The organism is Streptomyces sp. NTD91 (assembly GCF_059510455.1).
This window is the reverse complement of record NZ_JCAJZW010000020.1, coordinates 28181-55050: the sequence shown is the minus strand read 5'-3', so window position 1 is coordinate 55050 and position 26870 is coordinate 28181. Positions and strand designations below refer to the sequence as shown.

Below are 26870 nucleotides of genomic sequence, written 5' to 3'. Positions count from 1 at the left end.
CGCAAGCATCGTGGGAGAGGCGCAGGGCAAGCCCCGGCCTCCGACGCCGCTCAGTCCCCCGGCGCCTGATGCTGTGCGCGGGCCACGTCGTAGACGCCCGGGACGTCCCGCATGGCGCGCATCACGGACGGGAGGTGGGCCGCGTCGGGGAGCTGGAGGGTGTACGTGTGCCGGACCCGCTGCTGGCTGGGCGGTTCCACGGTCGCCGAGACGATGTCGGCGCCCGCGGAGGAGATCGCCTCGGTGAGGTCGGCGAGCAGATGGGGGCGGCCGAACGATTCAGCGACCAGCGTGACCCGGCACTCGGTGGTGTCCCCCCAGCGCACGTCGATCTCCGCGCGCCCTCTGCCCTTCATGTGCGCCACTGCGGCGCACTCCCCCCGGTGCACGGTCACCACTCCCCCGCGTACCGCGAAGCCGGTGATCTCGTCCGGCGGCACGGGCGTACAGCACCCCGCGAGCCGTACGGAGGCTCCCGGCTGGTCCACGAGGACGTCGGGGCGCCGGGGGCGGGCGGGCCCGGCGCCCTGCGCCGGAGCGGCGTCGGTGCGCGTGCCGGTCACGCGGCGCGGCACTGCGGCGCCCTCGCCCGGTTCGGGACGCGGACCGCCCGCGTCCTCCGTCCCGGGGTCGTCACCGGGGTGCGTGGCCAGCCAGCGCTGGATGGCGATGCGGGCGGCCGGGGTGTGGGTGTGCTCCAGCCATTCGCGGGAGGGCTCGGAGGCGGGGTCCTGTCCCATGAGGAGCTGGACGGTGTCGCCGTCCTTCAGAACGGTGCTGAGGGTGGCCAGGCGGCCGTTCACACGGGCGCCGATGCAGGCGTGCGCGTCCTCCCCGTACTGGGCGTAGGCGGCGTCCACACAGGTGGCGCCCTCGGGCAGGCCGAGGGCGCCACCGTCGGGGCGGAAGACGGTGATCTCGCGGTCCTGGGCGAGGTCCTCGCGCAGGGTGGACCAGAAGGTGTCGGGGTCGGGTGCGGCCTGCTGCCAGTCGAGGAGGCGGGAGAGCCAACCCGGGCGGGTGGGGTCGGCGCGCTCGCCGTCGGTGGGGGCGTCGGCGGCGGGGGCGTCGGCGGCCGCGGCGTACGGGTTGCCGAGGGCGACGACACCGGCCTCGGCCACCTTGTGCATCTGATGGGTGCGGATGAGGACTTCGACGACCTGGCCGTCAAGGCGGGCGACGGCGGTGTGCAGCGACTGGTACAGGTTGAACTTCGGTACGGCGATGAAGTCCTTGAACTCCGAGACGACCGGGGTCATACAGGTGTGCAGTTCGCCGAGGACGCCGTAGCAGTCGGCGTCCTCGTTCACCAGCACGAGCAGGCGGCCGAAGTCGGTGCCGCGCAGCTGTCCGCGTTTGCGGGCGACGCGGTGGACGGAGACGAAGTGGCGTGGGCGGATGAGGACTTCGGCCTGGATGCCGGCCTCGCGCAACACGCCGCGCATCTCGTCGGCCACCTCTGCGAGCGGGTCGCCGGAGCGTGCGGCGTTCTCGGCGATCAGCTCGCGGGTGTGCTCGTACTCCTCGGGGTGGAGGATGGCGAAGACGAGGTCCTCCATCTCGGTCTTCAGGGCCTGCACGCCGAGGCGTTCGGCGAGGGGGATGAGGACGTCGCGGGTGACCTTGGCGATCCGCGCCTGTTTCTCGGGGCGCATCACGCCGAGGGTGCGCATGTTGTGCAGACGGTCGGCGAGTTTGATCGACATCACGCGCACGTCGCTGCCGGTGGCGACGAGCATCTTGCGGAAGGTCTCCGGCTCGGCGGCGGCGCCGTAGTCGACCTTCTCCAGTTTCGTGACCCCGTCGACGAGATAACGAACCTCCTCGCCGAACTGTTCCCGCACCTGATCGAGCGTCACGTCGGTGTCCTCGACGGTGTCGTGCAGCAGAGAGGCCGTCAACGTCGTGGTCTCGGCGCCGAGTTCGGCGAGGATCAGGGTCACCGCGAGCGGGTGGGTGATGTACGGCTCACCGCTCTTGCGCATCTGGCCGCGGTGCGAGGACTCCGCGAGGACGTAGGCGCGGCGCAACGGGTCGAGGTCGGCGTCGGGGTGGTGGGCGCGGTGTGCCTCGACGACGTGGCCGATCGCGTCGGGCAGTTTGCCCCGGACGGCTGGGCCGAGCAGCGCGGCCCGGCCCAGCCTGCGCAGATCGATCCGGGGCCGGGACTTCCTGCGGTCCGCCCTGGGCACCGCGGGGGCGGTGGCCGCCGCGGACGCCGTGGGCGCTACCGGGCCAGGACTCGCAGGGTTCGTGGCCTCCGCACTCATGGGCACCTCCGGCTCGTGGACCGGCGGACGGGGCCCCCAGGGCGTACGCGGCTCAGGGATGGCGACGTTCCCCCGTCCGTGCCGGTGCTTGATGCTATCGAGCCCACCACGTGCGACCGACCGCCTCTCGCCGAGCGTGAAACGGATCACCCATTCGAGCGAAGGGATCGAGGTTTAGGGTTTACGCCAACCGCCTTGGGTTCAGCAGCGGTTCCCCACGCTCCCGGTCACCGGAAACCGCTGATCCGGGAGCCGGGGACGTCTTCCGATCCCGTCGCGCCGGATCAGCGAAGAACGCTTTCCAGCCATTCGCCGTCGATCTCGCCCTCGGCGACGATCACGGCCGGTCCGGTCATCTCGATCTCGCCGTCGGGCCGTTCGGTGACGACCAGACGGCCGCCGGGCAGATCGACGGTGTACGTGACCGGGGTGCCGGTCACGGCCGGGTCGGCGCCGTCACGGCGGGCGGTGGCCACGGCGACCGCGCACGCGCCCGTGCCGCACGAGCGGGTCTCACCGGAGCCGCGCTCGTGCACACGCATGGCGACGTGCCGGGGGCCGCGGTCGACCACGAACTCGACGTTGACCCCGTCCGGGTAGGCGGCCGCCGGACTCACCGGCGGCGGGCCGTGGAGGTTGCCGGCCTGGGCCAGGTCGTCCACGAAGGCGACCGCGTGCGGGTTGCCCATGTTCACGTTCCGCGCGGGCCAACTGTGCTCGCCGACGCTCACCGTGACCTCGCCCTCCTGCAGCCGGGCGGGGCCCATGCCGACGGTGATGTCACCGTCCTTGGCGATGTGGACGGTCTTCACGCCCGCGCGCGTGGCGATCGTGAGGTCGCCTTCGCCCACATGTCCTGCGTGCTGGAGGTAGCGCGCGAACACCCGGACGCCGTTGCCGCACATCTCGGCGACCGAGCCGTCGGCGTTGCGGTAGTCCATGAACCACTCGGCCTCGGCCGCCATCGACCGGGCCTGCGGGTGCGCGGCGGAGCGCACCACGTGCAGCACCCCGTCCCCGCCGATGCCGGCGCGGCGGTCGCACAGGGCGGCGACGGCGGCCGGGCTCAGGTCGAGGGCGTTCTCCGGGTCCGGGACGATCACGAAGTCGTTCTCGGTGCCGTGACCCTTGAGGAAGGGGATCGGTGTGCTCATTCCTCGATCGTACGGGAGCGTGTCGCGGGACCGGCCGCAGGAGACGGGGGGTGGTGCGGGCCGGCGGGAGGTTGCCGGCGCAGGTCCCCGCGTCTTTCGGGGTGCGGCGTGTTCAGCGGAGTCTTGCCACGCGCCACACCGCGAGGACGACCACCACGGCCACCAGCAGCATGTATCCGAGAACGACCCGCCAGTCGGCGCGGCGGCCGGAGCCACGGGCCGGCAGGCCGGGCCAGGTGTAACCCACGCGGCGGGCGGCCATCATGCCCCAGCCGGCGGCACAGGAGCAGATCAGCAGGCCGAGCATGGCGATGACGGCACCGCTGTCGCCGAAGTCGAAGGCGAGCGGGAAGGCGAACATCAGGGAGCCGACGGCGGACAGTCCCACGATGGGGGCGAGTTGCCAGAGGCGGAGCCTGCGCTGAGGACGCAGCTCGACCTCGACCTCCGGACCCCCCGGGTACATCTCCTCCGGCTCCGGCCCGTCGTCGGTCACTCCGTCCGGTGTCTCGTCGGGACCGTCGTCGGTCAGCCGGGCTTCGCCCAGCGGGCCCTCGCTCAGCCGGCTCTCGGCGGGCCGCTGCTGGATCACACGGGTCTCCGAGAGGCGGCCCTCCGCCGCACGGCCTTCGGACAGGCGCCGCTCCGTGCCCCGGCGGCCCTCCGGCGGCCGGTTGCCGCCGAGGCGCTCTGCGTTCCGGCGCTCTTCCGCCGGACGGTCCCCCGCCAGGCAGTCGCCGCTCGGACGGCTGCCGCCCGGGTCCGGTTCGTCACCGGTGGTGATGTGCTCGGTACTGTGTGCGGTGTCGCGAGGGCCGGCCTCCATCGCCACGCGCCCTCCCAACTAGGCTCCACTTGGTCGATCGAAGCTCGATGATGGCACGGCGCCGAAGGCCGCGATGACCGGCGGCGCATCCCGATGCCATGACGTGATCAGGCTGTAATCGGTCGTTCGACCAACGACAAGGCCTGGTGCGGAAGTTCCCCGCGGTCCGCCACGGCCCCGCTCAACCAGTGCACCCGGGGATCGCGCCTGAACCACGAATCCTGACGGCGCGCGAAGCGCTTGGTCGCGCGCACGGTCTCGGCCCGTGCCTCCGCTTCCGTGCACTCCCCGGCAAGCGCCGCGAGCACCTGCTGGTAACCCAGCGCACGAGACGCGGTGCGCCCCTCGCGCAACCCCTCCGTCTCCAGTGCGCGCACCTCGTCCACGAGACCGGCCTCCCACATCCGGTCGACGCGGCGGGCGATGCGCTCGTCCAGTTCCGGACGGGCCACGTCGACCCCGATCTGGACGGTGTCGTACACGGAGTCGTGGCCCGGCAGGTTCGCGGTGAAGGGACGGCCGGTGATCTCGATCACTTCCAGCGCCCGGACGATACGGCGGCCGTTGCTCGGCAGGATGGCGCGGGCGGCCTCCGGGTCGGCGGCGGCCAGCCGGGCGTGCAGCGCACCCGAGCCGCGCAGCGCCAGCTCCTCCTCCAGGCGGGACCGGACCGCGGGGTCGGTGCCGGGGAACTCCAGGTTGTCGACGGCCCCACGGACGTACAGGCCGGAGCCGCCGACCAGGATCGGCCAGCGCCTCTCGGCGAGCAGCGCTTCGATCGTGGCGCGGGCCATCTTCTGGTACTCGGCGACGGAGGCGGTGACGGTGACGTCCCAGATGTCCAGCAGATGGTGCGGGACGCCGCCGCGCTCCTCGGGAGTCAGCTTGGCGGTGCCGATGTCCATCCCTCGGTACAGCTGCATGGAGTCCGCGTTGACGACCTCCCCGCCGAGCTGTTGGGCCAGGAAGACGCCGAGATCGGACTTTCCGGCCGCGGTGGGTCCGACAACGGCGATGACGCGGGGGGTGGAGGGTGCACTGCTCACCGCACCAGTCTCGCAAACCTCCAGGCGGTGCCTCGAACGAGTTACGTGACAGGTCGGATCCCTGGTCGTTGCCCGTGCGGACACCGCCGTCCGGATCACCGGAGGCAGTGACCCGGGCGGCGCAACCGTACGCACCGGGTGACGCGGGAATTCGCCCGCACGAGTACCGTATGGAGTGGATATGGGCGTTATTGCACGACTCCTTGGAAGGTCGAAGACGACTACGGAGGCGCCGGCCGCCGCGGAGCCGACCGGCGCGGAGCCGACCGGCGCGGAGCCGGACGGGGCCGAGGTGGAGTCGGCGGAGGCCGAGGCGGCCGGCACGGCGAAGGCGAAGGGTTCGGCCGGGGACGGGAGCAGGGACGCGGCGGCGGGCTCCGGCACCGCCGCGGACGACGCCTCCGACGGCTCCGGCATCCCCAAGCAGCAGTGCGCCGAGGAGGCCGCCGACAACGAGTCCGGCGAGGGCGCCCGCAGGTAACCGCCCGGCGAGGGAAGGTGGACCATGGGTCTGATGGACAACATGAAGGCCAAGCTCGGCCCGGCCAGGGACAAGGTGTCGGACCTCGCGCGACAGCACGGCGAGAAGGTTCAGCACGGCATCGACAAGGCCGCGAAGGCCGTGGACGAGCGGACCAAGGGCAAGTACAGCGACAGGATCCACGCGGGCACCGGGAAGGCCAAGGAGGCGGTCGACCGCCTCGCGCACAAGGAAGGTCCCGGCCCGGTGAAGGCCACCGGCCACGGCCGGCCGACGACCCCCACCCCGCCGGAGGGCCCGCCACCGGCTTCCTGAGTTCTTCGCAACGGCATGTGCACGAAGGGCATGCACAACGGCGGACGGCCGCGGAGCACACCGGCTCCCGGCCGTCCGCCGTTTCGCGGGCGCGGCCGTGTGCCCGGCCCGGCACGGCGCGCGTGCCGGCACCGCACAGGCCCCGTCGTGCCCCGCAGCCGACGGCCGTCAGCCTCCGGCCCCGGCCGGGGCCTGTCTGACAATTTGTGTCGTTGCCCGTAGGGCGGCCGGTGCGGCGTCAGGTGCGTGCTCTCGGCGTGCCGGCCCCAGGCCCTCGTACCGGACGTACTCGGGTTTGGGGCCGGTGAGGCAGCTGGGGGCACCTCCCACGCCCTTGAGGCAGTGGGGAAGCGTGCGGGGCGTCGCGCGACAGACGGGAACCGTCAGACAGGCTAGTGCCGCGGCAGGGAACGTTCGCCCCGTCGAGGAGCGGTGTCCGGTGCGTGCTCTCGGCGTGCCGGGGGCAAGCCCTCGTACTGGATGTACTTGGATTTGTGCCCGGTGCGGCGAGAGTGTAATGCCGGGCGTCGCGACGGGGCGAACGTTGCCTGTTGCGGCACTAGGACCAGGCAGCCACCACGTACCCCACGCCGTACGGCGCGTCCTCGTACAGCAGGGCGCCGGTGAGGTGCGTGCCCTGCGCGGCGCCGGCCAGGATCTGCCAGGGAGCCCGTCCGGAGGCCTTCAGCTCGTGCGCCAGCTCGGCGTCCAGCGCCTGGAGGGCCGGGACGTCCGCCGCGCCCAGTGCCCGCGCGGCCTGCGCGTCGAAGGGTGCCGCCCGCTCGTCCAGGTAGCCCGGCGCCTTGACCGTACGGCACGCGCTTGCGTCTCCCATCGCCAGCAGCGCCACTCGCCCGGCCCGGGCGCCGATCTCCCTCCCGGTTTCGGCACACCGTGCGGGTGCCAAGGATTCCTCGACCCCGAGACCCTCGATGGGGGCATCCGCCCATCCGGTCCGCTCCAGCAGCCATGCGCCGACGGCCAGCGACGGCGGCAGCTCGCGCCCGGGAGCGGCGTCGTGGGCGGTGCCCAGCCGTACCCGCACGTCGACCCCGAACCCGCCAAAGGACCCCGCAGTGCCCTGCGGAAACGTTCCGGGCCCGCTCTCCGCGGCAGGCCCGACGACCACCAGGAGATCCGGGCGGGACGCCGCGAGCACACCGAGCGCGTCCACGCAGGCCGAGCGCGCGGCGTCCATCTCGGGAGCGGCGCCCACGGCCACCGCGGGCACGAGCAGCGGAGGGCAGGGACAGACGGCGGCGGCGACAAGCATGATCGGCAGGGTACGCCGTACGACGGCCGCCGGCCGAGTCGGTCCACGACGAGCACGCCGGTCAGGTCGATGACGTGAGCACGCGAAACCCTCAGTCGCAGCCGCAGCCGCTTCCCGTGGCGACCGGGAGCGGCTCCGGCGCCCCGACCCTCGGCAGGCCGAGCATGACGCCGGCCGGCTTGGCGGCCTCGGCGGCGTTGCGCTTGTCCCAGGCGTCGCCCGCGCGCGTGCGGCGCACGGAGAGGACGGGGCCCTCGGCGAGAAGGTGGTGCGGGGCGGCGTACGTCACCTCGACCGTGACCACGTCACCGGGGCGTACCTCCTGCTCCGGCTTGGTGAAGTGGACCAGACGGTTGTCGGGGGCGCGGCCGGAGAGCCGGTGCGTGGCGCCGTCCTTGCGGCCCTCGCCCTCGGCGACCATCAGCTCCAGCGTGCGGCCGACCTGCTTCTTGTTCTCCCCCCAGGAGATCTCCTCCTGGAGGGCGACGAGCCGCTCGTAGCGTGCCTGGACGACCTCTTTGGGGATCTGGTTATCCATGGTCGCGGCCGGGGTGCCGGGCCGCTTGGAGTACTGGAAGGTGAAGGCCTGCGCGAACCGGGCCTCGCGGACCACGTGCAGGGTCTGCTCGAAGTCCTCCTCGGTCTCGCCGGGGAAGCCCACGATGATGTCGGTGGTGATCGCGGCGTGCGGGATCGCGGCCCGGACCTTCTCGATGATCCCGAGGTAGCGCTCCTGCCGGTAGGAGCGGCGCATCGCCTTCAGCACCGTGTCCGAGCCGGACTGCAGCGGCATGTGCAGCTGCGGCATGACGTTCGGGGTCTCGGCCATGGCGGCGATCACGTCGTCGGTGAAGTCACGGGGATGCGGGGAGGTGAAACGGACCCGCTCCAGGCCCTCGACGGTGCCGCACGCGCGCAGCAGTTTGCTGAAGGCCTCGCGGTCGCCGATGTCGGAGCCGTAGGCGTTGACGTTCTGGCCGAGCAGCGTGATCTCCGAGACGCCCTCGGCGACCAGCGCCTCGACCTCGGCGAGGATGTCGCCGGGCCGACGGTCCTTCTCCTTGCCGCGCAGGGCCGGGACGATACAGAAGGTGCAGGTGTTGTTGCAGCCGACGGAGATCGACACCCAGGCCGCGTACGCGCTCTCGCGCCGCGTCGGCAGGGTGGAGGGGAACGCCTCCAGCGACTCGGCGATCTCGACCTGCGCCTCCTCCTGCACCCGGGCGCGCTCCAGCAGGACCGGCAGCCTGCCGATGTTGTGCGTGCCGAAGACGACATCCACCCAGGGCGCCTTCTTCACGATGGTGTCGCGGTCCTTCTGCGCGAGGCACCCGCCGACCGCGATCTGCATGCCGGGCCGCGAGGCCTTCTTCGGCGCGAGCCGGCCGAGGTTGCCGTACAGCCGGTTGTCGGCGTTCTCCCGCACCGCGCAGGTGTTGAACACGACCACGTCCGCGTCCCCGTCCGACCCCTCGGGGGCCCGCACGTACCCGGCCTCTTCGAGCAGGCCGGACAATCGCTCGGAATCGTGGACGTTCATCTGGCACCCGTAGGTGCGGATCTCATACGTCATGGATGAACGAAGGTCCACTGCCTGGCTCCGGTCGCTGCTGCTGGTCATGGTTCAAGGGTAGGTGGTCCCTGGGAGCTCATTTCCCGCGCTTGCCGGAGTGGGTGCCCCGCAACGGCACTCCCGGGCCGCGCGGACGCGCGACTGATGGTGAGGTGACTCGCCCGTGAACTCCGTGGCAGGAACGCCCGAGGACCTCGTGCGGGCCCTGACAGCCGCCGGGATCGGGGACGAGCGGCTGCTCGAGGCCGTGCGCACGACGCCCCGGGCGGGATTCGTCCCGGCCGGTCAGGTGGCCGCCGCCTACCAGGACGTGCCCGTCGCGATCGGTGAGGGGCAGGTCACCACGCAGCCCTCGCTGTCCGCCCTCATGATCGAGTCCCTCGGGCTGACCGGGTCCGAGCACCTCCTGGAGGTCGGTACGGGCCTCGGCTTCCAGACGGCACTCCTCTCCGGGCTGGCCGCCGACGTGGTCAGCGTCGAGATGCGGCCGGATCTGGCCCGCCAGGCGCGCGAGAACCTCGCCCGTCAGGGCGTGCGGAACGTGGAGCTGAGGGTCGGCGACGGCAGCGGCGGGGTGCCGGACCGGGCGCCGTACGACGCGATCCTCGTGTCGGCCGCGTTCCCGGAGGTGCCCGCGCCGCTGGTCGCACAGGTGCGGCCGGGTGGCCGCCTGGTGCAGCCGATCGGGCCGGGCGGGCACGAGCAGGTGGTGTGCTTCGAGCGCACCGCATCCGGGCTGCAGCGGTTGCGGGTGCTGACGGCGGCCTACTTCGTCCGGTTGCAGGGACGGTACGGCTTTCCCCCGGACGAGGACGAGGCGGGGTGACACGGAGGAGTTCGCGGTCCGACGGCGTCCCCGGTGCAGCTCACGCGTCCGAGACGCGTACGACCGCCAGCGTGATGTTGTCCGGACCGCCCGCCTCGATGGCTGCCTTCCACAGCTCGAAGGCCGCCCGGCCGTCGTCGCGCTCGCGCATCACCTCGTCGAGGACGTCCGCCGGCACCGGGTCGGTCAGCCCGTCGGTGCAGATGAGATAGCGGGCGCCCGGCGACGCGGACGCGGTGGTCACGTGGGGGCGGACGGGACGGTACGAAGGGCTGCCGCCGAGGCACTGGGTGACGATGGACGTGCTGCGCCGGCCGGGTTCGAGCGGAGGGCTGTCGTCGACACTGACCTGGCGCAGACCGTCGTCGGTCGCCGCGAAGACGCGGCTGTCGCCCACGTTGAACGCCAGCAACGAGTCCGGCTGTACGACGATGCCGGCGACCGTCGTCCCCATGGCGGCGAGATCGGTCGCCTCGTCGCCGCCGGCGGCCTCGTACACGGCGCGGTTGCAGGCGCTCAAGGCGTCGCGGAGGGTGTCCTCGCTGTTCAGTGCGGGACCGAGGGACGCGATCCGGCGGGCGACCAGGGCGCTGGCCACGTCGCCGCCGGGATGCCCGCCGAGCCCGTCGGCGACGGCGACGACCAGGGGCGTGCCTAGCGGGAACACCAGGGTCTGCGGGCTCTCCGTCACCGTGGCGCACAGCGTCCACGGCCCGGCCACCAGGCTGTCCTCGTTCCGTTCGCGGATCAGCCCGGGATGGCTCAGCGCACTCACCGCCACGTACCGCATGGAACGCACCGCCCTGTGAGAGCCGGCGGTCGGGCTCCGGTCGCCGCCGGTATGGATCCAGGGTAGGCACGGTCCGCCTCCGGAAACCCGGTGGATGCGGGGGCCCGCTGTGTCTAGGGTCGCGGGATGACCACTCGCACCTTCCGGATCACCGTCCGCGGCACTTTCGACGACCTCACCGACGCACAGCGGACGGCGCTGCTGGCCGACGCGGCGGAGCACGACGTGCTGCGCGCCGCGTTCACGCCCGAGGGCACCCTGACCTACGACGTCGCCGCCCGGCCGGCGTTCGTCTTCCGCTTCTCCGACACAGGGGACGAAGAAGAGGACATCCTGGAGGCGACCGAGCGGGCCGAGGCGGCGGCGAAGGCCTGGCTGACCGAGCGCGGCTACGGCTTCAAGAACCTCCGCTGCACCGCCGAGGACCTCTCCCAGGCACCGATGGGCAAGCGACAGCGGCGCGCGGCTCGTTCGAACGGCGCATGAACTTGAGCACTCAAGGATATGGCAAGGATGCGCGCATGAGGTCGGTGAGCTGCGACGATGAGTGACACTCTGGACGCGGCGCTGCGGCTGGTACGGGCCCAGGCGGCGCTCGTCCGGCGCTTCGACTCCCGGCTGGGCGGGCTGCACGGCGTCAGCCTCGCCGACTTCACCCTGCTGCTACAGCTGTCTCGGGCGCCCGGCGGGCGGATGCGCCGCGTCGATCTCGCCGAGGCCCTGGGCATGACCGCTTCGGGGGTCACCCGCGGGCTGGCGCCGCTGGAGCGGATCGGACTGGTGACCCGCGAGGCGGATGCACGGGACGCGCGCGTGGCCTACGCGTCGCTGACCGCGACGGGCCGCCGGCGACTGCCGGAGATGGTCGCCACGGCCGAGGAGACCGCCGCCGAGATCTTCACCGCCCCCGGGTGGAGCCGCGAGGACATCACCCACCTGTCGTCCCTGCTCGTCCGCTTCGGCGGCACCGGCCTGACCGGCGCCTGATCCCTGGCCCGGGACCGGCACCGGCCGGACCGGGCCGGGGATCAGCGTGGAGTCACGTCACGGCCTAGGCTCCGGCACACCGGGCCGAGGTCACGGCCGAGGACCCCGGCCCCGCCAGGCCGCGGCCTTGGGCTCCAGTACACCGGGACACGCCGGGGCCATGGCACGCTCTCGGGCTCCGGCCGCGCTGAGTCGGGCCACCACTCCGGGTTCCGTTCGGGTTCCGGGCCCGTCAGGCCGCGTCACGGCCGAGGACCCCGGCCCCGCCGGGCCAGGTGAAGCAGGCGCCTTCCGACCAGGCGCTGGCCTGCTTCCGGGTTCTCATCCGCGGGAACCGTCCTGCGCCGCTGGTATCCAGCCCTGGCGGCGCAGGACGGCCGACACGTCCGGTGCGCGGTAGTGCTCGCCCTTGAGGACCTTGCCGTCGGCCCGGCGAGCGACCTGTCCGTCCGGGCCGAGCTTGCTCATGTTGGCGCGGTGGATCTCGGTGATCACCTGGTCGAGGTCGATGCCGTGCACCAGCGCCGTGCCGTACGCCACGTAGACCACGTCCGCCAGTTCGTGCGCGAGTCTGTCCAGTGGGCCGTCGACCGCCACCTCGGCGACCTCGGCCGCCTCCTCGGCGAGCAACTCCCCGCGGTGCGCGGCCAGCTCGGGGTCCACCTCCGTGGGCGTACTGCGGGCGTCCAGGCCGAAGGCGTGGTGGAACTCTCGGACGAGGTCGGCGGGCGAACTGCTCATGCGACGACTGTAACGGCGGCCACCGACAGAGCCCGCTGCCGTCCGCCGGGGCCGTCCGGAGCGGTCTTCGCACGGCCCCGCGTGACCTCGGTCCTGGTCAGGGTCGCACCCGGCCTGGCAGGATCGCCGCATGTCCAAGGTCTTCCCCCGTGTCGGCAGGCGCCGGGCGCTGCCGGCCGCGGCCGCCGGTGCCGTGGTGCTCGGTCTCCTGCTGTGGTGGCTGCTGCCGCTGGGTGAGAGGCCGCCGAGCGGGACGATCGTCTTCAGCACGGGCACGCCCCGCGGGGTCTACCAGGAGTACGGGGAGCGGCTGCGCGCCGAGTTCGCCAAGGACATGCCCGATCTGAAGGTGAAGCTGCTGAACAGCGCCGGTTCGCAGGAGAACGTGCAGCGGGTGGCGACCGGGAGGGCCGACTTCGCCATCGCGGCGGCCGACGCGGTGGAGGCGTACGAGCTGGCGCACGGCAGCGGCGCCGGGAGGCTGCGCGGAGTGGCCCGGCTCTACGACGACTACGTGCACCTGATCGTGCGCAGCGACTCGGACATCAGGAGCGTCGCGGATCTGCGGCACAAGCGGGTGGCGATAGGGCTGCCGGACTCCGGGGTGCGGCTGATCGCCGATCGGGTGCTCAGGGCCTCCGGCATCGACCCGCGCAAGGACATCACGCCGCTCGCGGACGGCATCGACACCGGGCCCGACCGGCTGGAGGGAGGCAGGATCGACGCCTTCTTCTGGTCGGGCGGCCTGCCGACCAAGGGACTCGTCGGGCTGGCCCGGAAGGCCGCCTTCAAGTTCGTCCCGATCGAGGAGGACGTCGTCACCAGGCTGCACGGCCAGGGCCAGGAGTCGCGTTACTACCGGGCCACCAACATCCCCGAGTCCGCCTATCCGGCCGTACAACAGGGCACCGAGGTACCGACGCTCGCGGTGTCCAACCTGCTGATGACCCGCGCGGACGTGGACCCCCGGCTCACCGAATGGGTGACCCGCACGGTGATCAAGAGTCGCGACGGCATCGGCGCCCATGTCCACTCCGCCCAGCTGGTCGACCTGCGCACCGCCATCTACACCGACCCCCTGCCCCTCCAGGAGGGCGCCCGCCGCTACTACCGCGAGGTGAAGCCCTAGTTGTTCTGTCCGGGGAGGTTGGTGACGCAGCCTCTCACCCCCGATCGGCAGACACGCACCCCGACGCGCCCCCCTCCGGCACGGCCTGGCGCTCCGGCCTGCCCACGCGGCCCGGCCCCCGGCTCAGGTCTCCCCGTGCCTGGGTACCGTCACCGTCACCCGCAGCCCTTGCGGCTCGTGGTGGGCGTAGTCGATCGAGCCGCCGCCCGCCGTGAGCAGCGTGCGCACGATGGACAGGCCCAGGCCCGAGCCCTTGATGTTCTGGTGGCGGCCGCTGCGCCAGAACCGGTCGCCCACGCGGGCGAGTTCCTCCTCGGTGAGACCGGGCCCCGTGTCGGTGACGACGACCGTGGACGCGTCGCCGTCAGCGGCCACGGCGACCTCCACCGTTCCGCCCTCGGGGGTGAACTTCACGGCGTTGTCGATCACCGCGTCCAGGGCGCTGGACAGGGTGATGGGGTCCGCCCAGGCGGTCGTGGGCGGGCAGTCCCCGGTCAGCCGGACGCCCTTGGCCGCGGCGGCCGGCGACCAGGCGGCGACCCGCTCCTCGGCGAGCGCGCCGACGTCGGTCACCTTCAGGTCCGCGTCGGCGTGCTCGGCCAGCGCCAGGTCGAGCAGATCGTCCAGGACCTGTGCGAGGCGCTTGCCCTCGGTGCGGACCGAGGCGATCTCCTCGTTGTCCTCGGGGAGTTCGAGTGCCAGCAGTTCGATGCGCAGCAGCAGCGCCGAGAGCGGGTTGCGCAGCTGGTGCGAGGCGTCCGCGACGAAGGCGCGCTGCTGATCCAGCACGTCCTCGACGTTGTCCGCCATCTCGTTGAACGAGCGGGCCAGCCTTCTGAGTTCCGGCGGCCCGCCGGCGGCCGCGACCCGGGACTTCAGCCGTCCGGTGGCGATGTCGTGGGTGGTGGCGTCCAGGACCCGTACCGGTCGCAGCACCCAGCCGGTCAGCCGCAGAGCCGCGCCCACGGCCAGCAGTATCGCCGCGACCTCGCCGGCTCCGATGATCATCCAGCCGCGCAGGGTCCGGGAACGCATCTGCCCGGTCGGCGAGTCGGTGACCACGACCGCCACGACGTCCCCGTCCCGGATCACCGGCGAGGCCACGACCAGCCGTCTGCGCTGCCAGGGCCACACCTGCCGGGGATCGTGGCTGCGCCGGCTGAGCAGCGCCTCCTCGAAGGCGTCGCGTACCTCCCCGGTCCGCGGTACGAACCAGTCGTCGGGGGCGTTGCCCATGGGTGAGCCGTTGCGGTAGAAGACGCCTGCGCGGATGCCGTAGACGCCGTAGTAGCTGGCGAGTTCGCTGCGCAGCGCCTCCAGGCGCTCGTCGGGGCCGGTGCGGCGCGATCCGCTGGGACCGGCGGTCACGAACTGGGCGAGCGCCGCGAAGCGTGCGGTGTCGTCGATGCGGTCGACCACGACCTTCTGCTGCTGGGCCGCGGCCAGGCTGACGGCGAGCGGGACGCCGAGGGCGAGGAGGACCGCCGCCATCAGGACGATGAGCAGCGGCAGCAGACGTGCGCGCACCCGGCCCCGCTAGGCGGCCGGGGCGACGAGGCGGTAGCCGACGCCGCGTACGGTCTCGATCAGCGCGGGCATGCGAAGTTTGGCCCGCAGGGAGGCGACGTGCACCTCCAGGGTGCGGCCGGTGCCCTCCCAACTGGTGCGCCAGACCTCGCTGATGATCTGCTCCCGCCGGAAGACCACGCCGGGACGCTGCGCGAGCAGGGCGAGCAGGTCGAACTCCTTGCGGGTCAGCTGGACGACCGCGCCGTCCACGGTCACCTGCCGTGTGGGCAGTTCGATGCGGACCGGTCCGAGGTGCAGCGAGCCGTCCCTGCCGGACGCCGGGTCCTCGTGCGCGGTGCGCCGGCTGACGGCGTGGATCCGGGCCAGCAGTTCACCGGTGTCGTACGGCTTCACCACGTAGTCGTCGGCGCCCAGGTTGAGTCCGTGGATGCGGGAGCGGACGTCGGAGCGCGCGGTGACCATGATCACCGGGGTGCTGGTGCGTTTGCGGATCTTGCCGCAGACCTCGTAGCCGTCCTGGTCGGGCAGGCCCAGGTCGAGCAGGACCACGCCGAAGCCGTCGCCCTCGGGGACGAGGGCCTGCAGGGCCTCCTCGCCGCTGCGCGCGTGGGTGACCTCGAAACCGTGCCGGGCGAGGACGGCGGACAGGGCCGCTGCGACATGGTTGTCGTCCTCGACGAGCAGCAGTCTCATCCCGGCCCCCTTCGGTTCGGCGGTCGTACGGTCTGGGTTCGCGTGCGCCGTGTAGCTCACGCGCGCGTGCACCATGGCAGTGACGCCGATGGAGAAGGACGGCGTCAAGAGCGCTCCGGTTGCCCGTGGGATCCGTTATCCGGCCGATACTCGCACCGGCGACAACTGCTACGAGACGTGTCCGACTGCTACCGGATCGTGATGCTCAGATCTCCCTCAGATGTGATGACGCAGGTCAGGGCCGCTCATTACTGTCCTCCGAAACCGAGGAGGACGGAGCCCGAGCGATGACCAATGTATCGGTGACCAAGGAAGAAAGTGTGGTCACGTCCGACGAACTGGTCGTCCTGAAGAGCGTCAACAAGCACTTCGGCGCGTTGCACGTGCTCCAGGACATCGACCTGACGATCGCCCGCGGCGAGGTCGTCGTGGTCATCGGGCCCTCCGGGTCCGGAAAGTCGACCCTGTGCCGCACCGTCAACCGCCTGGAGACGATCGACTCGGGCACCATCACCATCGACGGAAAGCCCCTGCCGCAGGAGGGCAGGGAGCTGGCCCGGCTGCGGGCGGACGTCGGGATGGTCTTCCAGTCCTTCAACCTCTTCGCGCACAAGACCGTGCTCGAGAACGTGATGCTCGGCCAGCTCAAGGTCCGCAAGGCGGACAAGAAGCAGGCCGAGCAGAAGGCGCGGTCCCTGCTCGACCGGGTCGGTGTGGGCACGCAGGCCGACAAGTACCCCGCCCAGCTGTCCGGCGGCCAGCAGCAGCGCGTGGCCATCGCGCGAGCGCTGGCGATGGATCCGAAGGTCATGCTCTTCGACGAGCCGACCTCCGCCCTCGACCCCGAGATGATCAACGAGGTCCTCGAGGTCATGCAGCAGCTCGCCCGTGAGGGCATGACGATGGTCGTCGTCACCCACGAGATGGGCTTCGCGCGATCGGCCGCGAACCGCGTGGTCTTCATGGCTGACGGCCGGATCGTCGAAGAGGCCGCGCCCGACCAGTTCTTCAGCAACCCGCGCAGCGACCGGGCCAAGGACTTCCTGTCCAAGATCCTTCACCACTGACGGTGCCTGGCCGTCCCCCGCGCGGGGTCGCCTTTTCCACGGACCTCGTTCCTCACCACTTCTAAGGATGTTCAGCATGAAGCTCCGCAAGGTCACCGCCGCCTCGGCCGCCGTGCTCGCCCTCGCCGTGGGGGCCACCGCCTGCGGCGGCGGCAAGAAGGACGACAACGGCTCCTCCGGCGACGGCAAGAAGATCGCCATCGGCATCAAGTTCGACCAGCCGGGCATCGGCCAGAAGACCCCGCAGGGCTACGCGGGCTTCGACGTCGACGTGGCCACCTATGTCGCCGAGAAGCTCGGTTACTCGTCCGACCAGATCGAGTGGAAGGAGTCGAAGAGCGCCGACCGCGAGACCATGCTGCAGCGCGGTGACGTCGACTTCATCGCCGCCTCCTACTCGATCACCCCCGAGCGTCAGCAGAAGGTCGACTTCGCCGGCCCCTACCTGCTGGCCCACCAGGACGTGCTGGTCCGCGCGGACGACACCTCGATCAAGTCTCCGTCCGACCTCAACAACAAGAAGCTGTGCTCAGTGGCCGGCTCGACCTCGGCGCAGAACGTGCACGACAAGCTGGCTCCCAAGGCGCAGCTCCAGGAGTACCCGACGTACTCGGCCTGCCTGAGCGGCCTGCAGAACAAGGCGATCGACGCCCTCACCACGGACGACGCCATTCTCGCCGGTTACGCCGCCCAGTCCCAGTTCAAGGGCAGGTTCAAGCTCGGCGGCTTCAAGATGACCAACGAGAACTACGGCATCGGCGTCAAGAAGGGCAGCGCCCTCAAGGACAAGATCGACAAGGCGCTGCAGGAGATGGTCGCCGACGGTTCCTGGCAGAAGGCCGTGGACAAGAACCTCGCCCCGGCCGGCTACAAGAACGAGCCCGCCCCGAAGATCGGCGAGATCAAGAGCTGAGGAAACGCCCGGCGGGTGCGCCGCCCCCGAGGGCGGCGCACCCGGGCATCCCTACACGCGGAAGCACGGGAGATCGTGTTCGACTTTCTTGACAAGTACGACGTGCTGGGCGCCTTCTGGACGACGGTGCAGCTCACGCTGCTGTCGGCCGTCGGCTCCCTGGTCTGGGGCACCCTGCTGGCCGCCATGCGGGTGGGGCCGGTGCCCCTGATGCGCGGGTTCGGCACCACTTACGTGAACATCGTGCGCAACATCCCGCTCACGGTGATCATTCTGTTCACCTCCCTCGGGCTGAACCAGACGCTGGGCATCACCCTGGGCGCGGACAAGTTCGAGACGATCAACTTCCGACTGGCCGTGCTGGGACTGATCGTCTACACGTCGGCCTTCGTGTGCGAGGCGATCCGCTCCGGCATCAACACGGTGCCGGTCGGCCAGGCGGAGGCGGCCCGGGCCATCGGCCTGAGCTTCACCCAGGTGCTGTTCCTGGTCGTACTGCCGCAGGCCTTCCGCGCCGCGGTCGGCCCGCTGACCAACGTGCTGATCGCGTTGACGAAAAACACCACCGTCGCGGCCGCGATCGGCGTGGCTGAAGCGGCGTACCTGATGAAGAAGATGGTGGAGAACGAGGCCCAGCTGCTGGCGATCTCCGCGGTCATCGCCTTCGGGTTCGCCTGCCTGACCCTGCCGACCGGTCTGATCCTCGGCTGGGTGGGCAAGAAGGTGGCGGTGAAGCGATGAGTTCGGTCCTGTACGACGCGCAGGGCCCGCGCGCCAAGCGGCGCAACGTCCTGTACACGACGGTCTTCCTGGTCGGCCTCGCGACCCTCGTGTGGTGGGTGTACACGTCCCTCGACGAAAAGGGTCAGCTGGCCTGGGCGCTGTGGAAACCGTTCTTCAGCGGCTCAGAGGCCTACACGACGTACATCTGGCCGGGCCTGCAGAACACCTTGAAGGCGGCGGCCTTGGCGATGGTCATCGCGCTCCCGCTGGGCGCCTTCTTCGGCATCGCGCGGCTCTCGGACCACGTGTGGGTACGGGTTCCGGCTACGGTCGTGGTCGAGTTCTTCCGGGCGATTCCGGTGCTCGTCCTGATGATCTTCGGCAACGAGCTGTACAGCCAGTACACCGACGTCGGTTCGGACGACCGTCCGCTGTACGCGGTCGTCACCGGCCTGGTGCTGTACAACGCGTCGGTGCTCGCCGAGATCGTCCGTGCGGGCATCCTCGCCCTGCCGAAGGGCCAGTCCGAGTCGGCGATGGCGATCGGACTGCGCAAGGGTCAGGTGATGCGGCTCATCCTGCTGCCTCAGGCGGTCACCGCGATGCTGCCGGCGATCGTCAGTCAGTTGGTCGTCGTCGTGAAGGACACCGCGCTCGGCGGCGCCGTCCTCACCTTCGCCGAACTGCTGGCGTCGGCGAACACGATGAGCGGCTACTACGGCGCCAACACCATCGCCTCGTTCACGGTGGTGGCCGTGATCTTCTTGATCATCAACTTCTCCCTGACCTCGTTCGCAAGCTGGCTCGAGGGCAGGCTGCGGCGGCGCAAGAAGTCGACCGGCGCGGTGCTCGGTGTCGAGGACACCGTGGACATCGCGGGCCACGCGGGAGCGGGAACCGCCGCCTGACGTCGGTTCAGACCGAAAGCATCACCCGGAGGCAGTGGTGTGATCGCCACTGCCTCCGGTCGCTTGACGCAAACTCTGCCAATGGGTTGCATACGTTCTGTGATCGTGCACCCCGCTCCGCCTTCCTGTTCACTTGTCTCCGTCAGGACGTCGTCACGGGCAGGGGGCACCGCGTCATGGACCCGGTGATCGTCGTCGGAGCGGGACCCGTCGGGCTCGCGCTCGCCCTGGCGCTGGCCCGCCAGGGCGTGCCGTGCGTCCTCCTGGACGAGGGCCCCGGCAAGGACGAGCCCCGCCCGGCGCGCACCGTCGTGCTGCGCGAGGACACCGCCGCCCTGCTGGAGCGGCTGACCGGAGTGGCGCTCGACGAGCACGGCGTGCGCTGGGCCGGATGGCGGTCGGTCAGGCGCAAGCAGGTGATGAACGAGATCGCCTTCGGCGCGGACGATCCCGCGGCCCCGCTGCACATCGCCCAGCACACCCTCACCGCCGCCCTGCGCGCGGCCGTCGCCGACGAGCCCTTGGTGAAAGTGACCGTGGACAGCCGCCTCGACGCGATCGAGCAGGAGCGTTCCGGCGTCACCGCGCACACCCGCGGCACGAACGGCACCTGGTGGAGGGGCAGTTACCTCGTCGGCTGCGACGGTCCGCGCTCGACGGTGCGCAAACTCCTGGACGTCCGCTTCCCGGGCCGTACGGCGGTGGAGCGGCACGCGGTCGCCGCGCTGCGCGCGGAACTTCCGTGGGAGGGTCACGCGTTGCTCCATCGGATGCCGCCGTGGCGGCAGTCCGGGCCCTCGGCCGGGGAGGTGACCGCCCGCCCCCTCCCGGACGGCGTGTGGCGCCTGGACTGGCTGCTGCCACCGGGCAAGGACCTGGTCACGCCCGAGATTCTGGTGGCCCGGATCCGCGAGACCCTCGCGGGCTGGGCCGACGGCTCCACACCGGCCTACGACCTGCTCGACACCGGTGTCCACACGGTGCACCACCGGCTGGCCCGCCGGTGGCGCGTCGGCCGGGTCTTCCTCGCCGGGGACGCGGCTCATCTGCTCGGCGCGCTCGGCACCCAGGGGCTGGACGAGGGCCTTCGGGACGCCGACAACCTCGCCTGGAAGCTGGCCCTGACCTGGCACCACGGCCGGGGCGAGGCGCTGCTGGACAGTTACCAGACCGAGCGGCGCGCGGTCGTCGCCGCCCGGCTGCGCGCCGCCGACCAGGTGCTGCCGGTGCTGCGCGGCGGGGGCGGGCTGCGCCAAATGGTGCCGGGTACGGCTCGGGGCCATGACGCGCTGCTGACAGACGGTCACTTGGGGCGCGGGCCGCTGGGTGCGCCGGGAGCGTACGCCTCCTCACCGCTCTCGCCCGGGCAACTGGAGGGCACGATCCCGGTGGACACCCTGCCCGGTGCACCGGTCACCGACGTGCGGGTCACCGCGGAGGATGGTTCCTTCGTCCAACTGCGCGACAGGCTCGGCCGCGGCGCCCTGCTCGTGGTCCTGATCGCGCCGGGCACGGGTGTGTGGGACCGCAAGCACTGGGTCTCCGCCGGAGTCATGCCCCGCCTCGCGGCGGCCGTGACCGCGCTGCCCTGCCCGGCCGAACTGCTGGTCGCCGAGGGCTACCCGGGTGCGCCGGCGCACAGCGTGCTGCTGGTGCGCCCCGACGGCCATCTGGTGACCGTGCTGAGCGGGGTCCGGCCGGCCGATCTCTACTCGGCGGCGGAGGCGGCGGTGGGCGGCGCGGCCAAGGAGGAGGCGCGGGCCGCTTCCGGCGCCCGCTGACCGGAGGGACCGTCACCCTCTGTCCACAGGTTGACGGTGAGTTGACCCGAGTACACCGGCATGCTGTACTCCGGACCATGACCGACACCTGCGTGCGCCTGTGGCGGAGGGTCCACATGGACCTCGTCCGCTATGCGGGCTGCGTGTGTCGCCCGTCCTGCTGAATTCGCATCCCTCTTCACTCTCCGAGCGCCTCTCGGCGCCCGTTGTGCGAACCCTCCCCAGCCTTCAGGACGGTGACACGTGTCTGTCTCCCCTGCTCCTCTGTCCTCTGCCGTCGGCTCGGCGCCCACCCAGGCGAACCTCCTCGCCTTTGTACGGCGTACGGCCGCCGATGCCGAACTGATCACCTCACTCCCGCTCGATCCGCAAGGCCGCACGTGGGTGCGGCTGGAGGGCCCGGGCGGCAGTGAGGCGTGGCTGATCGGCTGGCCGCCCGGTACCGGCACCGGCTGGCACGACCACGCAGACTCGGTCGGCGCGTTCTTCACCGCCGCCGACATGCTCCAGGAGAACTCGCTCGTCGCTCGGCTGCCGAGCGACGGCTGGAAGGCCCTGGAACTCACCGAGGGCGTGGACCGCCAACGCCGACCGGCCGCCGGCGAGGGCCGCGCCTTCGGCCGCCACCATGTCCACGAGGTCCTCAACGATTCCCGCGACGAGCACGCGATCTCCGTGCACGCCTACTATCCACCCCTGCCGCGCATCCGTCGCTACAGCCGCACGGGTCAGATGCTCCACCTCGAGCAGGTCGAACGCCCGGAGGACTGGCAGTGAGCGGCACCGATCAGGCACCGGTCGGCATCGACGAGTTGTTGGAGCGGGTGCGCGCGGGCTACCGGCGCATCGGGGCACGGGAGGCGTACGAGGCGGCGTGCAGGGGTGAGGCGCTGCTCGTCGACATCCGGTACGCGGCCCTGCGTGACCGGGACGGGCTGATTCCCGGTGCGCTCGTCGTCGAGCGGAACGAACTGGAGTGGCGCCTGGATCCCCAGGGCAGCCACCGTCTCCCCGAGGCCACCGGACATGACCTGCGCGTCGTGGTGGTCTGCAACGAGGGGTACGCCTCCAGCCTCGCCGCCGCCTCCCTGCACCAACTCGGCCTGCGCCGGGCGACCGACCTGGTGGGCGGCTTCCAGGCATGGCGGGCGCGGGGCCTGCCGGTGGAGCCGGCTGCGCCCTGACCGACAGCGGCGCCCCCGTGCTGCGCACGGGGTGCCGCCTTCTCCCGTCCTCCTGCCTCTGCTACTCCTTCGCCGTCGCCACGGTCACCGCCCGCACCCGGAGCGCCGCACGTCCGGGAACGTCGGCGGCCACGAGTGCGAGCAGACCGGCGACCCCGACGACGGCGACGTAGAGCAGAGGCGTGACCGACGGCGCCGCCCGGCCTGTCATCCCGACGCTGAACGCGGTGAGCACGGCGAGAGCGATACCGCTGCCGAGCGAGGCGGCGAGGAGGAGCACGGACAGCGCCTCCGCGCGCGGCATGCGCAGCACCTGGCGCCGGGTGGCACCGGCCAGGCGGAGCAGCGCGAATTCCCGGACACGCTCCGCGACCGACATGGCGAGCGTGTTGACGACGGCGATGGCGGTGAAGGCCAGCACGAGTCCCATGGCCAGGCAGTCGACCTCGGTGTTCGTCTTTCGTTGGCCGGCCTGCAGGGCGTCGGCCGCGGCCGGCGAGAGAACGCGTACACCCGGGAACTCACGGAGGGTGGTCACGAGTTGTCTCTGTGTACGAGTCGTGCCGACGAGGACGGAGGAGGCGAGCGGGTTGTCGACGTGGTGGGCGACGAGGTCGTGGGAGAAGGTGAAGTCGCCGAAGCCGAGACCCCGGGTATACGGCGACGGTGATGCCTACAGACTCGCCGCTGCGCGACTTGGCGAGCATTGCGGTGGCCCGGCGTCTTCGGCAGGGGGTTATCCCCACCTCCAAGGATCTCCGCCGGCCCGGAGTTCTGTCCCGCCCCGCCCAAGGGTCAGAAGTCCCCCTCTGCGAGAAAACCGGTGTCCTCCCCCTCTTCCTCCAGGGCCTGGCGGACGACGCGGAGCGCCATGCCCTCGGGGTAGCCCTTGCGGGCGAGCATGCCGGCGAGGCGGCGGAGCCGCTTGTCACGGTCGAGGCCGCGGGTGGCACGCAGTTTGCGGGCCACGAGTTCGCGGGCCGTCGCCTCCTCCTGCTCGGAGTCGAGCTGGGAGACGGCCTCGTCGATCAGCTCCGATTCAACCCCCTTGGTGCGCAACTCCTGGGCGAGCGCCCGGCGTGCGAGCCCCCGGCCATGGTGCCGGGACTCCACCCAGGCGTCCGCGAACGCACCGTCGTCGATCAGCCCGACCTCCTCGAACCGCGACAGCACCTCCTCGGCCACGTCCTCGGGGATCTCCCGCTTGCGCAGGGCGTCCGCGAGTTGCTTGCGGGTCCGCGGGGTCCCGGTGAGCAGGCGCAAGCAGATCGCCCGTGCTCGCTCAGCCGGGTCCCCTGAAGACTCCCCCCGCTCGGCTCTCGACGAGGAAGGGGTGCCTTCGTCCTCACCGGGCGCGTCCCCGAAACCGCGCCGTCGCCAACCACGGCCCCGGCCGTCTCGTGAACCTGCGCCGTCGTGAGAGCCACGGCCGGGCGAGCCACTCCCATGCGGCTCGGCGCCGTCGTCGTCCCTGTACCCCCGCATACCGCGATCGTGGCCGTGCCCGCCGTGCGCGTCGTCCCGGTACCCGTCGTCACCGACCGGTGCGAAGTCCGGGTGGCCCCCGGTGCCGCTCCCCCGTGGGGCACCGGGGGTGGCGTACTCGTACTCGGCCCAGTCGGTTCGTCGTGTCACGGGTCAGCTCTTGGCCGCGGCGGCCTTGGGCTTGGTGGCCTTGGCGGCTGCCGGGGCGGGCACCGTCTTGGCGTCGTCGGCGGCCGCGGTGGTGACCGCCGCGTCCGTGCCCGGCTCGGCGGCGGGCTCCTCCGGCCGGACACCGACGCCCAGCTTCTCCTTGATCTTCTTCTCGATCTCGTTGGCCAGGTCGGGGTTGTCCTTGAGGAAGTTGCGCGCGTTCTCCTTGCCCTGACCGAGCTGGTCGCCCTCGTACGTGTACCAGGCGCCGGCCTTGCGGACGAAGCCGTGCTCCACGCCCATGTCGATCAGGCCGCCCTCGCGGCTGATGCCCTGGCCGTAGAGGATGTCGAACTCGGCCTGTTTGAAGGGCGGGGCCACCTTGTTCTTGACGACCTTGACGCGGGTGCGGTTGCCGACGGCCTCCGTGCCGTCCTTCAGGGTCTCGATACGGCGGATGTCCAGGCGCACCGAGGCGTAGAACTTCAGCGCGCGGCCACCAGTGGTGGTCTCCGGCGAGCCGAACATCACGCCGACCTTCTCGCGCAGCTGGTTGATGAAGATCGCGGTGGTCTTGGACTGGTTGAGCGCACCGGTGATCTTCCGGAGGGCCTGGCTCATCAGACGGGCCTGGAGACCGACGTGGCTGTCGCCCATCTCGCCCTCGATCTCCGCACGCGGGACGAGCGCGGCGACGGAGTCGATGACGATCAGGTCGAGGGCGCCGGAGCGGACCAGCATGTCCACGATCTCCAGGGCCTGCTCGCCGTTGTCCGGCTGGGAGAGGATCAGCTGGTCGATGTCGACGCCCAGCTTCTGGGCGTACTCGGGGTCGAGGGCGTGCTCGGCGTCCACGAAGGCGACGGTGCCGCCCGCCTTCTGGGCGTTGGCCACGGCGTGCAGGGTCAGTGTGGTCTTACCGGAGGACTCCGGGCCGTACACCTCGACGACACGGCCGCGCGGCAGGCCACCGACGCCGAGGGCGACGTCGAGTGCGGTCGACCCGGTCGGGATGACCTCGATGGGCTCCTTCGACCGCTCGCCCATGCGCATGACCGCGCCCTTGCCGAATTGCCGTTCAATCTGCGCGAGCGCAGCGTCGAGCGCTTTCTCGCGGTCGGTTCCTGCCATGGGTTCCACCCGGTTTGCTTGAGTCGATCGCTTCACGTCAAAGACGCTAACGCCTGCCACTGACAATGCGCCCCGACGCAGGCCAGGCCTGTGGATAACTGTGGGACTTATCCCCGCAGACCGGGATGAGATACACCCCGAAAGCCTCGCCCGAATCTCCATGAGAATGGATGTTCGATTTTGGTGTCAAGCGCACCAGGGCCGCGCGGAACCGGTTCTTCACCACCGGGCGCCGCTGCTCCCGGCGGCGTACGGCGGGTGTCTTCGGCCGGACGACGACGGCCCGGGCCTGTCCCGGGGGCCTTGGCCCATGACCGATCCACGTGCCGCCGACCGCCTCTGTCGTGCGACGGGGCCGTTCCGCCTACGACTCCTCCGGTTCGGACTCACCGCCTCGCGGCCGGCGTACGCGCGCCAGCACCCCGGGACGGCCAGGACCCCGGCCACTGCCCGTGCACGCCCGCGTCCCGGGTCAGCGGCTCGTTGTCCTCGTCGATGGATGCCACGGGCCGAGTCTCGCCCACGCCCCCGACCACCCGCGCCCACCTGCGATTTCGGGGCCGTTCAACGCCGAACAGTTCTACACATAACAAACAAAGGGGTGGTTCCGGCAGCGAAGTGGGCGACTCAGCGCCGCTCGCCCGGCACGTTCATGACCGCGCAGACGACGCGCCACACGTCCTTGGCGTCCCAGCCGGCCTCCAGCGCCTCGTGCACTGTGCGCCCGCCCAGCTCCGACATGACGTGATCGCGCGCGAAGGTGTCGGCATACCCGGAACCGAAGTGTTCCGCCATCCGCTGCCAGAAGACCGTCAACCGCATGACTCCAGTATCCCGCCCCTGGGGGTGGGCCCTGGCCGGGAGCACGTGCCGAGACCGCTTTCCGCCCTACGGTCTGACGCATGGCCGAAACAGGAGCTTCCCCACTCCCCTCCACGTCTCCGGCGCGTTCCCCGCTCTTTCGCGCCGAACAGTTCGTGTGGCTCACCGCGCGCGTGCTGGAGCAGCGCCTCTTCGCACACCACTTCCTGCACGGCAGCCCGGACGCGGTGGAAGCGGCGCTGGACGCCTATCGCAACGAGGACGGCGGATACGGGCACGCGCTGGAGCCCGATCTGCGGGGCCCCGTGAGTCAGCCCCTGCACACCGCGCACGCGCTGCGGGTGCTGGACGCCGTCGGGCGCTGCGCCGGGCAGCGGGTCGAGCGTGTGTGCCGCTATCTGACCTCGATCTCCACCGCCGACGGCGCCCTGCCGGCGATCCATCCCAGCCGGCGCGGATATCCCGCGGCACCGTTCGCACCGGTCGTCGACGACGACCCTCGCGGCGACCTGCTCGCCACCGGACCGGTGGTCGGGCTGCTGCACCGAAACGAGGTGTGGCACGCCTGGCTGTTCCGGGCCACCGACTTCTGCTGGCAGGCCGTGGAGTCCCTGCACACGTCCCACCCCTTCGAGGTGGAGGCCGCCGTGGCCTTCCTCGACTCCGCTCCCGACCCCTCGCGCGCGGAGGCCGCCGCGGACCGGCTCGGCCGCCTGGTGCGCGAGCAGCGGCTCGCGGCCCTGGACCCGGACCGGCTCGACGCGTTTCCCGTGGCATCCGGGTACGCCCCGGGCGAGCACCACTTCCCGCACGACTTCGCCAGGACTCCGGAGTCGCTCGCGCGCGCGTGGTTCACGGACGACGAGATGGCGCGCTCCCTGGACCACCTCGCCGCCGCGCAGCTGGAGGACGGCGGCTGGCCGATCCGCCGGCGCCAGTGGGCACCGGCCCCCGCGCTGGAGGCACGTTCCCTGGCGACGATCGAGGCACTGGGCACCCTGCGGGCGTACGGCCGGTACGTGGGCTGAACCGGTGCCCGCAGAGGTCGAGTGCGCCCGGAGCGTGGCCGGGA

28 protein-coding genes and 1 pseudogene are annotated in these 26870 nt (G+C 71.4%); 15 read left to right on the top strand and 14 right to left on the bottom strand.

Annotation, left to right across the window (positions count from 1 at the left end; translation table 11 throughout):
• Positions 1-50 precede the first annotated feature (50 nt).
• From AC5WRT_RS21205 to miaA, 4 genes are all read right to left on the bottom strand, one after another.
• The gene (locus tag AC5WRT_RS21205) at positions 51-2270 is read right to left on the bottom strand and encodes a RelA/SpoT family protein (RefSeq protein WP_496100501.1); all 2220 of its coding nucleotides are present in this window, start codon (positions 2268-2270) and stop codon (positions 51-53) included.
• 284 nt (positions 2271-2554) lie between these two features.
• Complete coding sequence (dapF, locus tag AC5WRT_RS21200) at positions 2555-3424, bottom strand: diaminopimelate epimerase (protein ID WP_496095068.1); 870 nt, start codon at positions 3422-3424, stop codon at positions 2555-2557.
• A 112-nt stretch (positions 3425-3536) separates the two neighbouring features.
• Positions 3537-4016 carry a hypothetical protein gene (locus AC5WRT_RS21195; RefSeq protein WP_496095110.1) on the bottom strand — a complete coding sequence of 160 codons (480 nt, stop codon included), beginning with the start codon at positions 4014-4016 and terminating at the stop codon, positions 3537-3539.
• A gap of 341 nt (positions 4017-4357) precedes the next feature.
• Entirely contained in the window at positions 4358-5296 is a 939-nt protein-coding gene (gene miaA, locus AC5WRT_RS21190; protein ID WP_496100500.1) for a tRNA (adenosine(37)-N6)-dimethylallyltransferase MiaA, read from the bottom strand.
• Positions 5297-5477: 181 nt separating this feature from the next.
• On the opposite strand from miaA, the gene AC5WRT_RS21185 reads away from it, so the two are divergent.
• Together AC5WRT_RS21185 and AC5WRT_RS21180 are read left to right on the top strand one after the other, a co-directional pair.
• Positions 5478-5777: a hypothetical protein gene (locus AC5WRT_RS21185; RefSeq protein WP_496100499.1), complete on the top strand. Its 300-nt coding sequence runs from the start codon at positions 5478-5480 to the stop codon at positions 5775-5777.
• A 24-nt stretch (positions 5778-5801) separates the two neighbouring features.
• Positions 5802-6092 (top strand): antitoxin, encoded by a 291-nt coding sequence (locus AC5WRT_RS21180; RefSeq protein ID WP_496095071.1) that lies wholly within the window; start codon positions 5802-5804, stop codon positions 6090-6092.
• 559 nt (positions 6093-6651) lie between these two features.
• On the opposite strand, the gene AC5WRT_RS21175 is transcribed toward AC5WRT_RS21180, so the two are convergent.
• Together AC5WRT_RS21175 and miaB are read right to left on the bottom strand one after the other, a co-directional pair.
• On the bottom strand, positions 6652-7365 hold the full coding sequence (locus tag AC5WRT_RS21175; protein ID WP_496095072.1) for a class III extradiol dioxygenase subunit B-like domain-containing protein: 714 nt from the start codon (positions 7363-7365) through the stop codon (positions 6652-6654).
• A 91-nt stretch (positions 7366-7456) separates the two neighbouring features.
• Positions 7457-8986, bottom strand: coding sequence for a tRNA (N6-isopentenyl adenosine(37)-C2)-methylthiotransferase MiaB (gene miaB, locus AC5WRT_RS21170; RefSeq protein ID WP_496095073.1), 1530 nt, complete (start codon positions 8984-8986; stop codon positions 7457-7459).
• A 115-nt stretch (positions 8987-9101) separates the two neighbouring features.
• On the opposite strand from miaB, the gene AC5WRT_RS21165 reads away from it, so the two are divergent.
• Positions 9102-9764 (top strand): protein-L-isoaspartate O-methyltransferase family protein, encoded by a 663-nt coding sequence (locus AC5WRT_RS21165; protein WP_496095074.1) that lies wholly within the window; start codon positions 9102-9104, stop codon positions 9762-9764.
• A 40-nt stretch (positions 9765-9804) separates the two neighbouring features.
• Here the strand turns inward: AC5WRT_RS21165 and AC5WRT_RS21160 are convergent, their stop codons facing one another.
• Positions 9805-10554, bottom strand: coding sequence for a PP2C family protein-serine/threonine phosphatase (locus AC5WRT_RS21160; protein ID WP_496095075.1), 750 nt, complete (start codon positions 10552-10554; stop codon positions 9805-9807).
• Between the two features lie 126 nt (positions 10555-10680).
• On the opposite strand from AC5WRT_RS21160, the gene AC5WRT_RS21155 reads away from it, so the two are divergent.
• Both AC5WRT_RS21155 and AC5WRT_RS21150 read left to right on the top strand, forming a co-directional pair.
• Complete coding sequence (locus AC5WRT_RS21155; protein WP_496100498.1) at positions 10681-11040, top strand: DUF6204 family protein; 360 nt, start codon at positions 10681-10683, stop codon at positions 11038-11040.
• Between the two features lie 57 nt (positions 11041-11097).
• Entirely contained in the window at positions 11098-11541 is a 444-nt protein-coding gene (locus tag AC5WRT_RS21150; protein WP_496095077.1) for a MarR family winged helix-turn-helix transcriptional regulator, read from the top strand.
• A gap of 321 nt (positions 11542-11862) precedes the next feature.
• Here the strand turns inward: AC5WRT_RS21150 and AC5WRT_RS21145 are convergent, their stop codons facing one another.
• Positions 11863-12282: a pyrophosphohydrolase domain-containing protein gene (locus AC5WRT_RS21145; RefSeq protein ID WP_496095078.1), complete on the bottom strand. Its 420-nt coding sequence runs from the start codon at positions 12280-12282 to the stop codon at positions 11863-11865.
• 130 nt (positions 12283-12412) lie between these two features.
• Here AC5WRT_RS21145 and AC5WRT_RS21140 point away from each other — a divergent pair, with 130 nt between their 5' ends.
• Entirely contained in the window at positions 12413-13411 is a 999-nt protein-coding gene (locus tag AC5WRT_RS21140; RefSeq protein ID WP_496100497.1) for a TAXI family TRAP transporter solute-binding subunit, read from the top strand.
• Between the two features lie 123 nt (positions 13412-13534).
• Here AC5WRT_RS21140 and AC5WRT_RS21135 read toward each other — a convergent pair whose 3' ends face one another.
• Complete coding sequence (locus tag AC5WRT_RS21135; protein ID WP_496100496.1) at positions 13535-14938, bottom strand: sensor histidine kinase; 1404 nt, start codon at positions 14936-14938, stop codon at positions 13535-13537.
• Between the two features lie 9 nt (positions 14939-14947).
• Complete coding sequence (locus AC5WRT_RS21130; protein ID WP_496095081.1) at positions 14948-15634, bottom strand: response regulator transcription factor; 687 nt, start codon at positions 15632-15634, stop codon at positions 14948-14950.
• Between the two features lie 287 nt (positions 15635-15921).
• On the opposite strand from AC5WRT_RS21130, the gene AC5WRT_RS21125 reads away from it, so the two are divergent.
• The 8 genes from AC5WRT_RS21125 (at position 15922) to AC5WRT_RS21090 (ending at position 22210) form a co-directional block, all read left to right on the top strand.
• Entirely contained in the window at positions 15922-16701 is a 780-nt protein-coding gene (locus AC5WRT_RS21125) for an amino acid ABC transporter ATP-binding protein (RefSeq protein ID WP_496095082.1), read from the top strand.
• Positions 16702-16777: 76 nt separating this feature from the next.
• Positions 16778-17614, top strand: a complete 837-nt coding sequence (locus tag AC5WRT_RS21120; RefSeq protein WP_496100495.1) for a glutamate ABC transporter substrate-binding protein — start codon at positions 16778-16780, stop codon at positions 17612-17614.
• Between the two features lie 75 nt (positions 17615-17689).
• On the top strand, positions 17690-18355 hold the full coding sequence (locus AC5WRT_RS21115) for an amino acid ABC transporter permease (RefSeq protein ID WP_496095084.1): 666 nt from the start codon (positions 17690-17692) through the stop codon (positions 18353-18355).
• The gene (locus AC5WRT_RS21110; RefSeq protein WP_496100494.1) at positions 18352-19245 is read left to right on the top strand and encodes an amino acid ABC transporter permease; all 894 of its coding nucleotides are present in this window, start codon (positions 18352-18354) and stop codon (positions 19243-19245) included. The genes AC5WRT_RS21115 and AC5WRT_RS21110 overlap by 4 nt, the downstream gene beginning before the upstream one ends.
• A 176-nt stretch (positions 19246-19421) precedes the next feature.
• Complete coding sequence (locus tag AC5WRT_RS21105) at positions 19422-21026, top strand: FAD-dependent monooxygenase (RefSeq protein WP_496095086.1); 1605 nt, start codon at positions 19422-19424, stop codon at positions 21024-21026.
• 77 nt (positions 21027-21103) lie between these two features.
• Positions 21104-21190, top strand: a complete 87-nt coding sequence (locus AC5WRT_RS21100; protein WP_313960178.1) for a putative leader peptide — start codon at positions 21104-21106, stop codon at positions 21188-21190.
• A 79-nt stretch (positions 21191-21269) separates the two neighbouring features.
• Complete coding sequence (locus AC5WRT_RS21095; RefSeq protein WP_496095087.1) at positions 21270-21803, top strand: cupin domain-containing protein; 534 nt, start codon at positions 21270-21272, stop codon at positions 21801-21803.
• Entirely contained in the window at positions 21800-22210 is a 411-nt protein-coding gene (locus AC5WRT_RS21090; protein ID WP_496095088.1) for a rhodanese-like domain-containing protein, read from the top strand. Before AC5WRT_RS21095 ends, AC5WRT_RS21090 begins: the two co-directional genes overlap by 4 nt.
• A gap of 61 nt (positions 22211-22271) precedes the next feature.
• Here the strand turns inward: AC5WRT_RS21090 and AC5WRT_RS21085 are convergent.
• From AC5WRT_RS21085 to AC5WRT_RS21070, 4 genes and pseudogenes are all read right to left on the bottom strand, one after another.
• Positions 22272-22868, bottom strand: a pseudogene (locus AC5WRT_RS21085) (FtsX-like permease family protein); the annotation flags it as partial.
• Positions 22869-23005: 137 nt separating this feature from the next.
• Positions 23006-23845: a recombination regulator RecX gene (gene recX / locus AC5WRT_RS21080; protein ID WP_496095089.1), complete on the bottom strand. Its 840-nt coding sequence runs from the start codon at positions 23843-23845 to the stop codon at positions 23006-23008.
• Positions 23846-23848: 3 nt separating this feature from the next.
• The gene (recA, locus tag AC5WRT_RS21075) at positions 23849-24976 is read right to left on the bottom strand and encodes a recombinase RecA (RefSeq protein WP_496095090.1); all 1128 of its coding nucleotides are present in this window, start codon (positions 24974-24976) and stop codon (positions 23849-23851) included.
• A gap of 627 nt (positions 24977-25603) precedes the next feature.
• Positions 25604-25798 carry a DUF3046 domain-containing protein gene (locus AC5WRT_RS21070; RefSeq protein ID WP_496095091.1) on the bottom strand — a complete coding sequence of 65 codons (195 nt, stop codon included), beginning with the start codon at positions 25796-25798 and terminating at the stop codon, positions 25604-25606.
• 80 nt (positions 25799-25878) lie between these two features.
• Between AC5WRT_RS21070 and AC5WRT_RS21065 the strand changes: the two genes are divergently transcribed.
• Positions 25879-26826, top strand: a complete 948-nt coding sequence (locus AC5WRT_RS21065) for a hypothetical protein (RefSeq protein WP_496095092.1) — start codon at positions 25879-25881, stop codon at positions 26824-26826.
• Positions 26827-26870: the final 44 nt, after the last annotated feature.

Excerpts from the sequence above, each read along its gene's own strand:
- AC5WRT_RS21205 (WP_496100501.1), bottom strand. The coding sequence starts at position 2,270 with ATGAGTGCGGAGGCCACGAACCCTGCGAGTCCTGGCCCGGTAGCGCCC.
- dapF (WP_496095068.1), bottom strand. The coding sequence starts at position 3,424 with ATGAGCACACCGATCCCCTTCCTCAAGGGTCACGGCACCGAGAACGAC.
- AC5WRT_RS21185 (WP_496100499.1), top strand. The coding sequence starts at position 5,478 with ATGGGCGTTATTGCACGACTCCTTGGAAGGTCGAAGACGACTACGGAG.
- AC5WRT_RS21180 (WP_496095071.1), top strand. The coding sequence starts at position 5,802 with ATGGGTCTGATGGACAACATGAAGGCCAAGCTCGGCCCGGCCAGGGAC.
- AC5WRT_RS21175 (WP_496095072.1), bottom strand. The coding sequence starts at position 7,365 with ATGCTTGTCGCCGCCGCCGTCTGTCCCTGCCCTCCGCTGCTCGTGCCC.
- miaB (WP_496095073.1), bottom strand. The coding sequence starts at position 8,986 with ATGACCAGCAGCAGCGACCGGAGCCAGGCAGTGGACCTTCGTTCATCC.
- AC5WRT_RS21160 (WP_496095075.1), bottom strand. The coding sequence starts at position 10,554 with ATGCGGTACGTGGCGGTGAGTGCGCTGAGCCATCCCGGGCTGATCCGC.
- AC5WRT_RS21155 (WP_496100498.1), top strand. The coding sequence starts at position 10,681 with ATGACCACTCGCACCTTCCGGATCACCGTCCGCGGCACTTTCGACGAC.
- AC5WRT_RS21150 (WP_496095077.1), top strand. The coding sequence starts at position 11,098 with ATGAGTGACACTCTGGACGCGGCGCTGCGGCTGGTACGGGCCCAGGCG.
- AC5WRT_RS21145 (WP_496095078.1), bottom strand. The coding sequence starts at position 12,282 with ATGAGCAGTTCGCCCGCCGACCTCGTCCGAGAGTTCCACCACGCCTTC.
- AC5WRT_RS21140 (WP_496100497.1), top strand. The coding sequence starts at position 12,413 with ATGTCCAAGGTCTTCCCCCGTGTCGGCAGGCGCCGGGCGCTGCCGGCC.
- AC5WRT_RS21130 (WP_496095081.1), bottom strand. The coding sequence starts at position 15,634 with ATGAGACTGCTGCTCGTCGAGGACGACAACCATGTCGCAGCGGCCCTG.
- AC5WRT_RS21125 (WP_496095082.1), top strand. The coding sequence starts at position 15,922 with ATGACCAATGTATCGGTGACCAAGGAAGAAAGTGTGGTCACGTCCGAC.
- AC5WRT_RS21120 (WP_496100495.1), top strand. The coding sequence starts at position 16,778 with ATGAAGCTCCGCAAGGTCACCGCCGCCTCGGCCGCCGTGCTCGCCCTC.
- AC5WRT_RS21110 (WP_496100494.1), top strand. The coding sequence starts at position 18,352 with ATGAGTTCGGTCCTGTACGACGCGCAGGGCCCGCGCGCCAAGCGGCGC.
- AC5WRT_RS21105 (WP_496095086.1), top strand. The coding sequence starts at position 19,422 with ATGGACCCGGTGATCGTCGTCGGAGCGGGACCCGTCGGGCTCGCGCTC.
- AC5WRT_RS21100 (WP_313960178.1), top strand. The coding sequence starts at position 21,104 with ATGACCGACACCTGCGTGCGCCTGTGGCGGAGGGTCCACATGGACCTC.
- recA (WP_496095090.1), bottom strand. The coding sequence starts at position 24,976 with ATGGCAGGAACCGACCGCGAGAAAGCGCTCGACGCTGCGCTCGCGCAG.
- AC5WRT_RS21070 (WP_496095091.1), bottom strand. The coding sequence starts at position 25,798 with ATGCGGTTGACGGTCTTCTGGCAGCGGATGGCGGAACACTTCGGTTCC.
- AC5WRT_RS21065 (WP_496095092.1), top strand. The coding sequence starts at position 25,879 with ATGGCCGAAACAGGAGCTTCCCCACTCCCCTCCACGTCTCCGGCGCGT.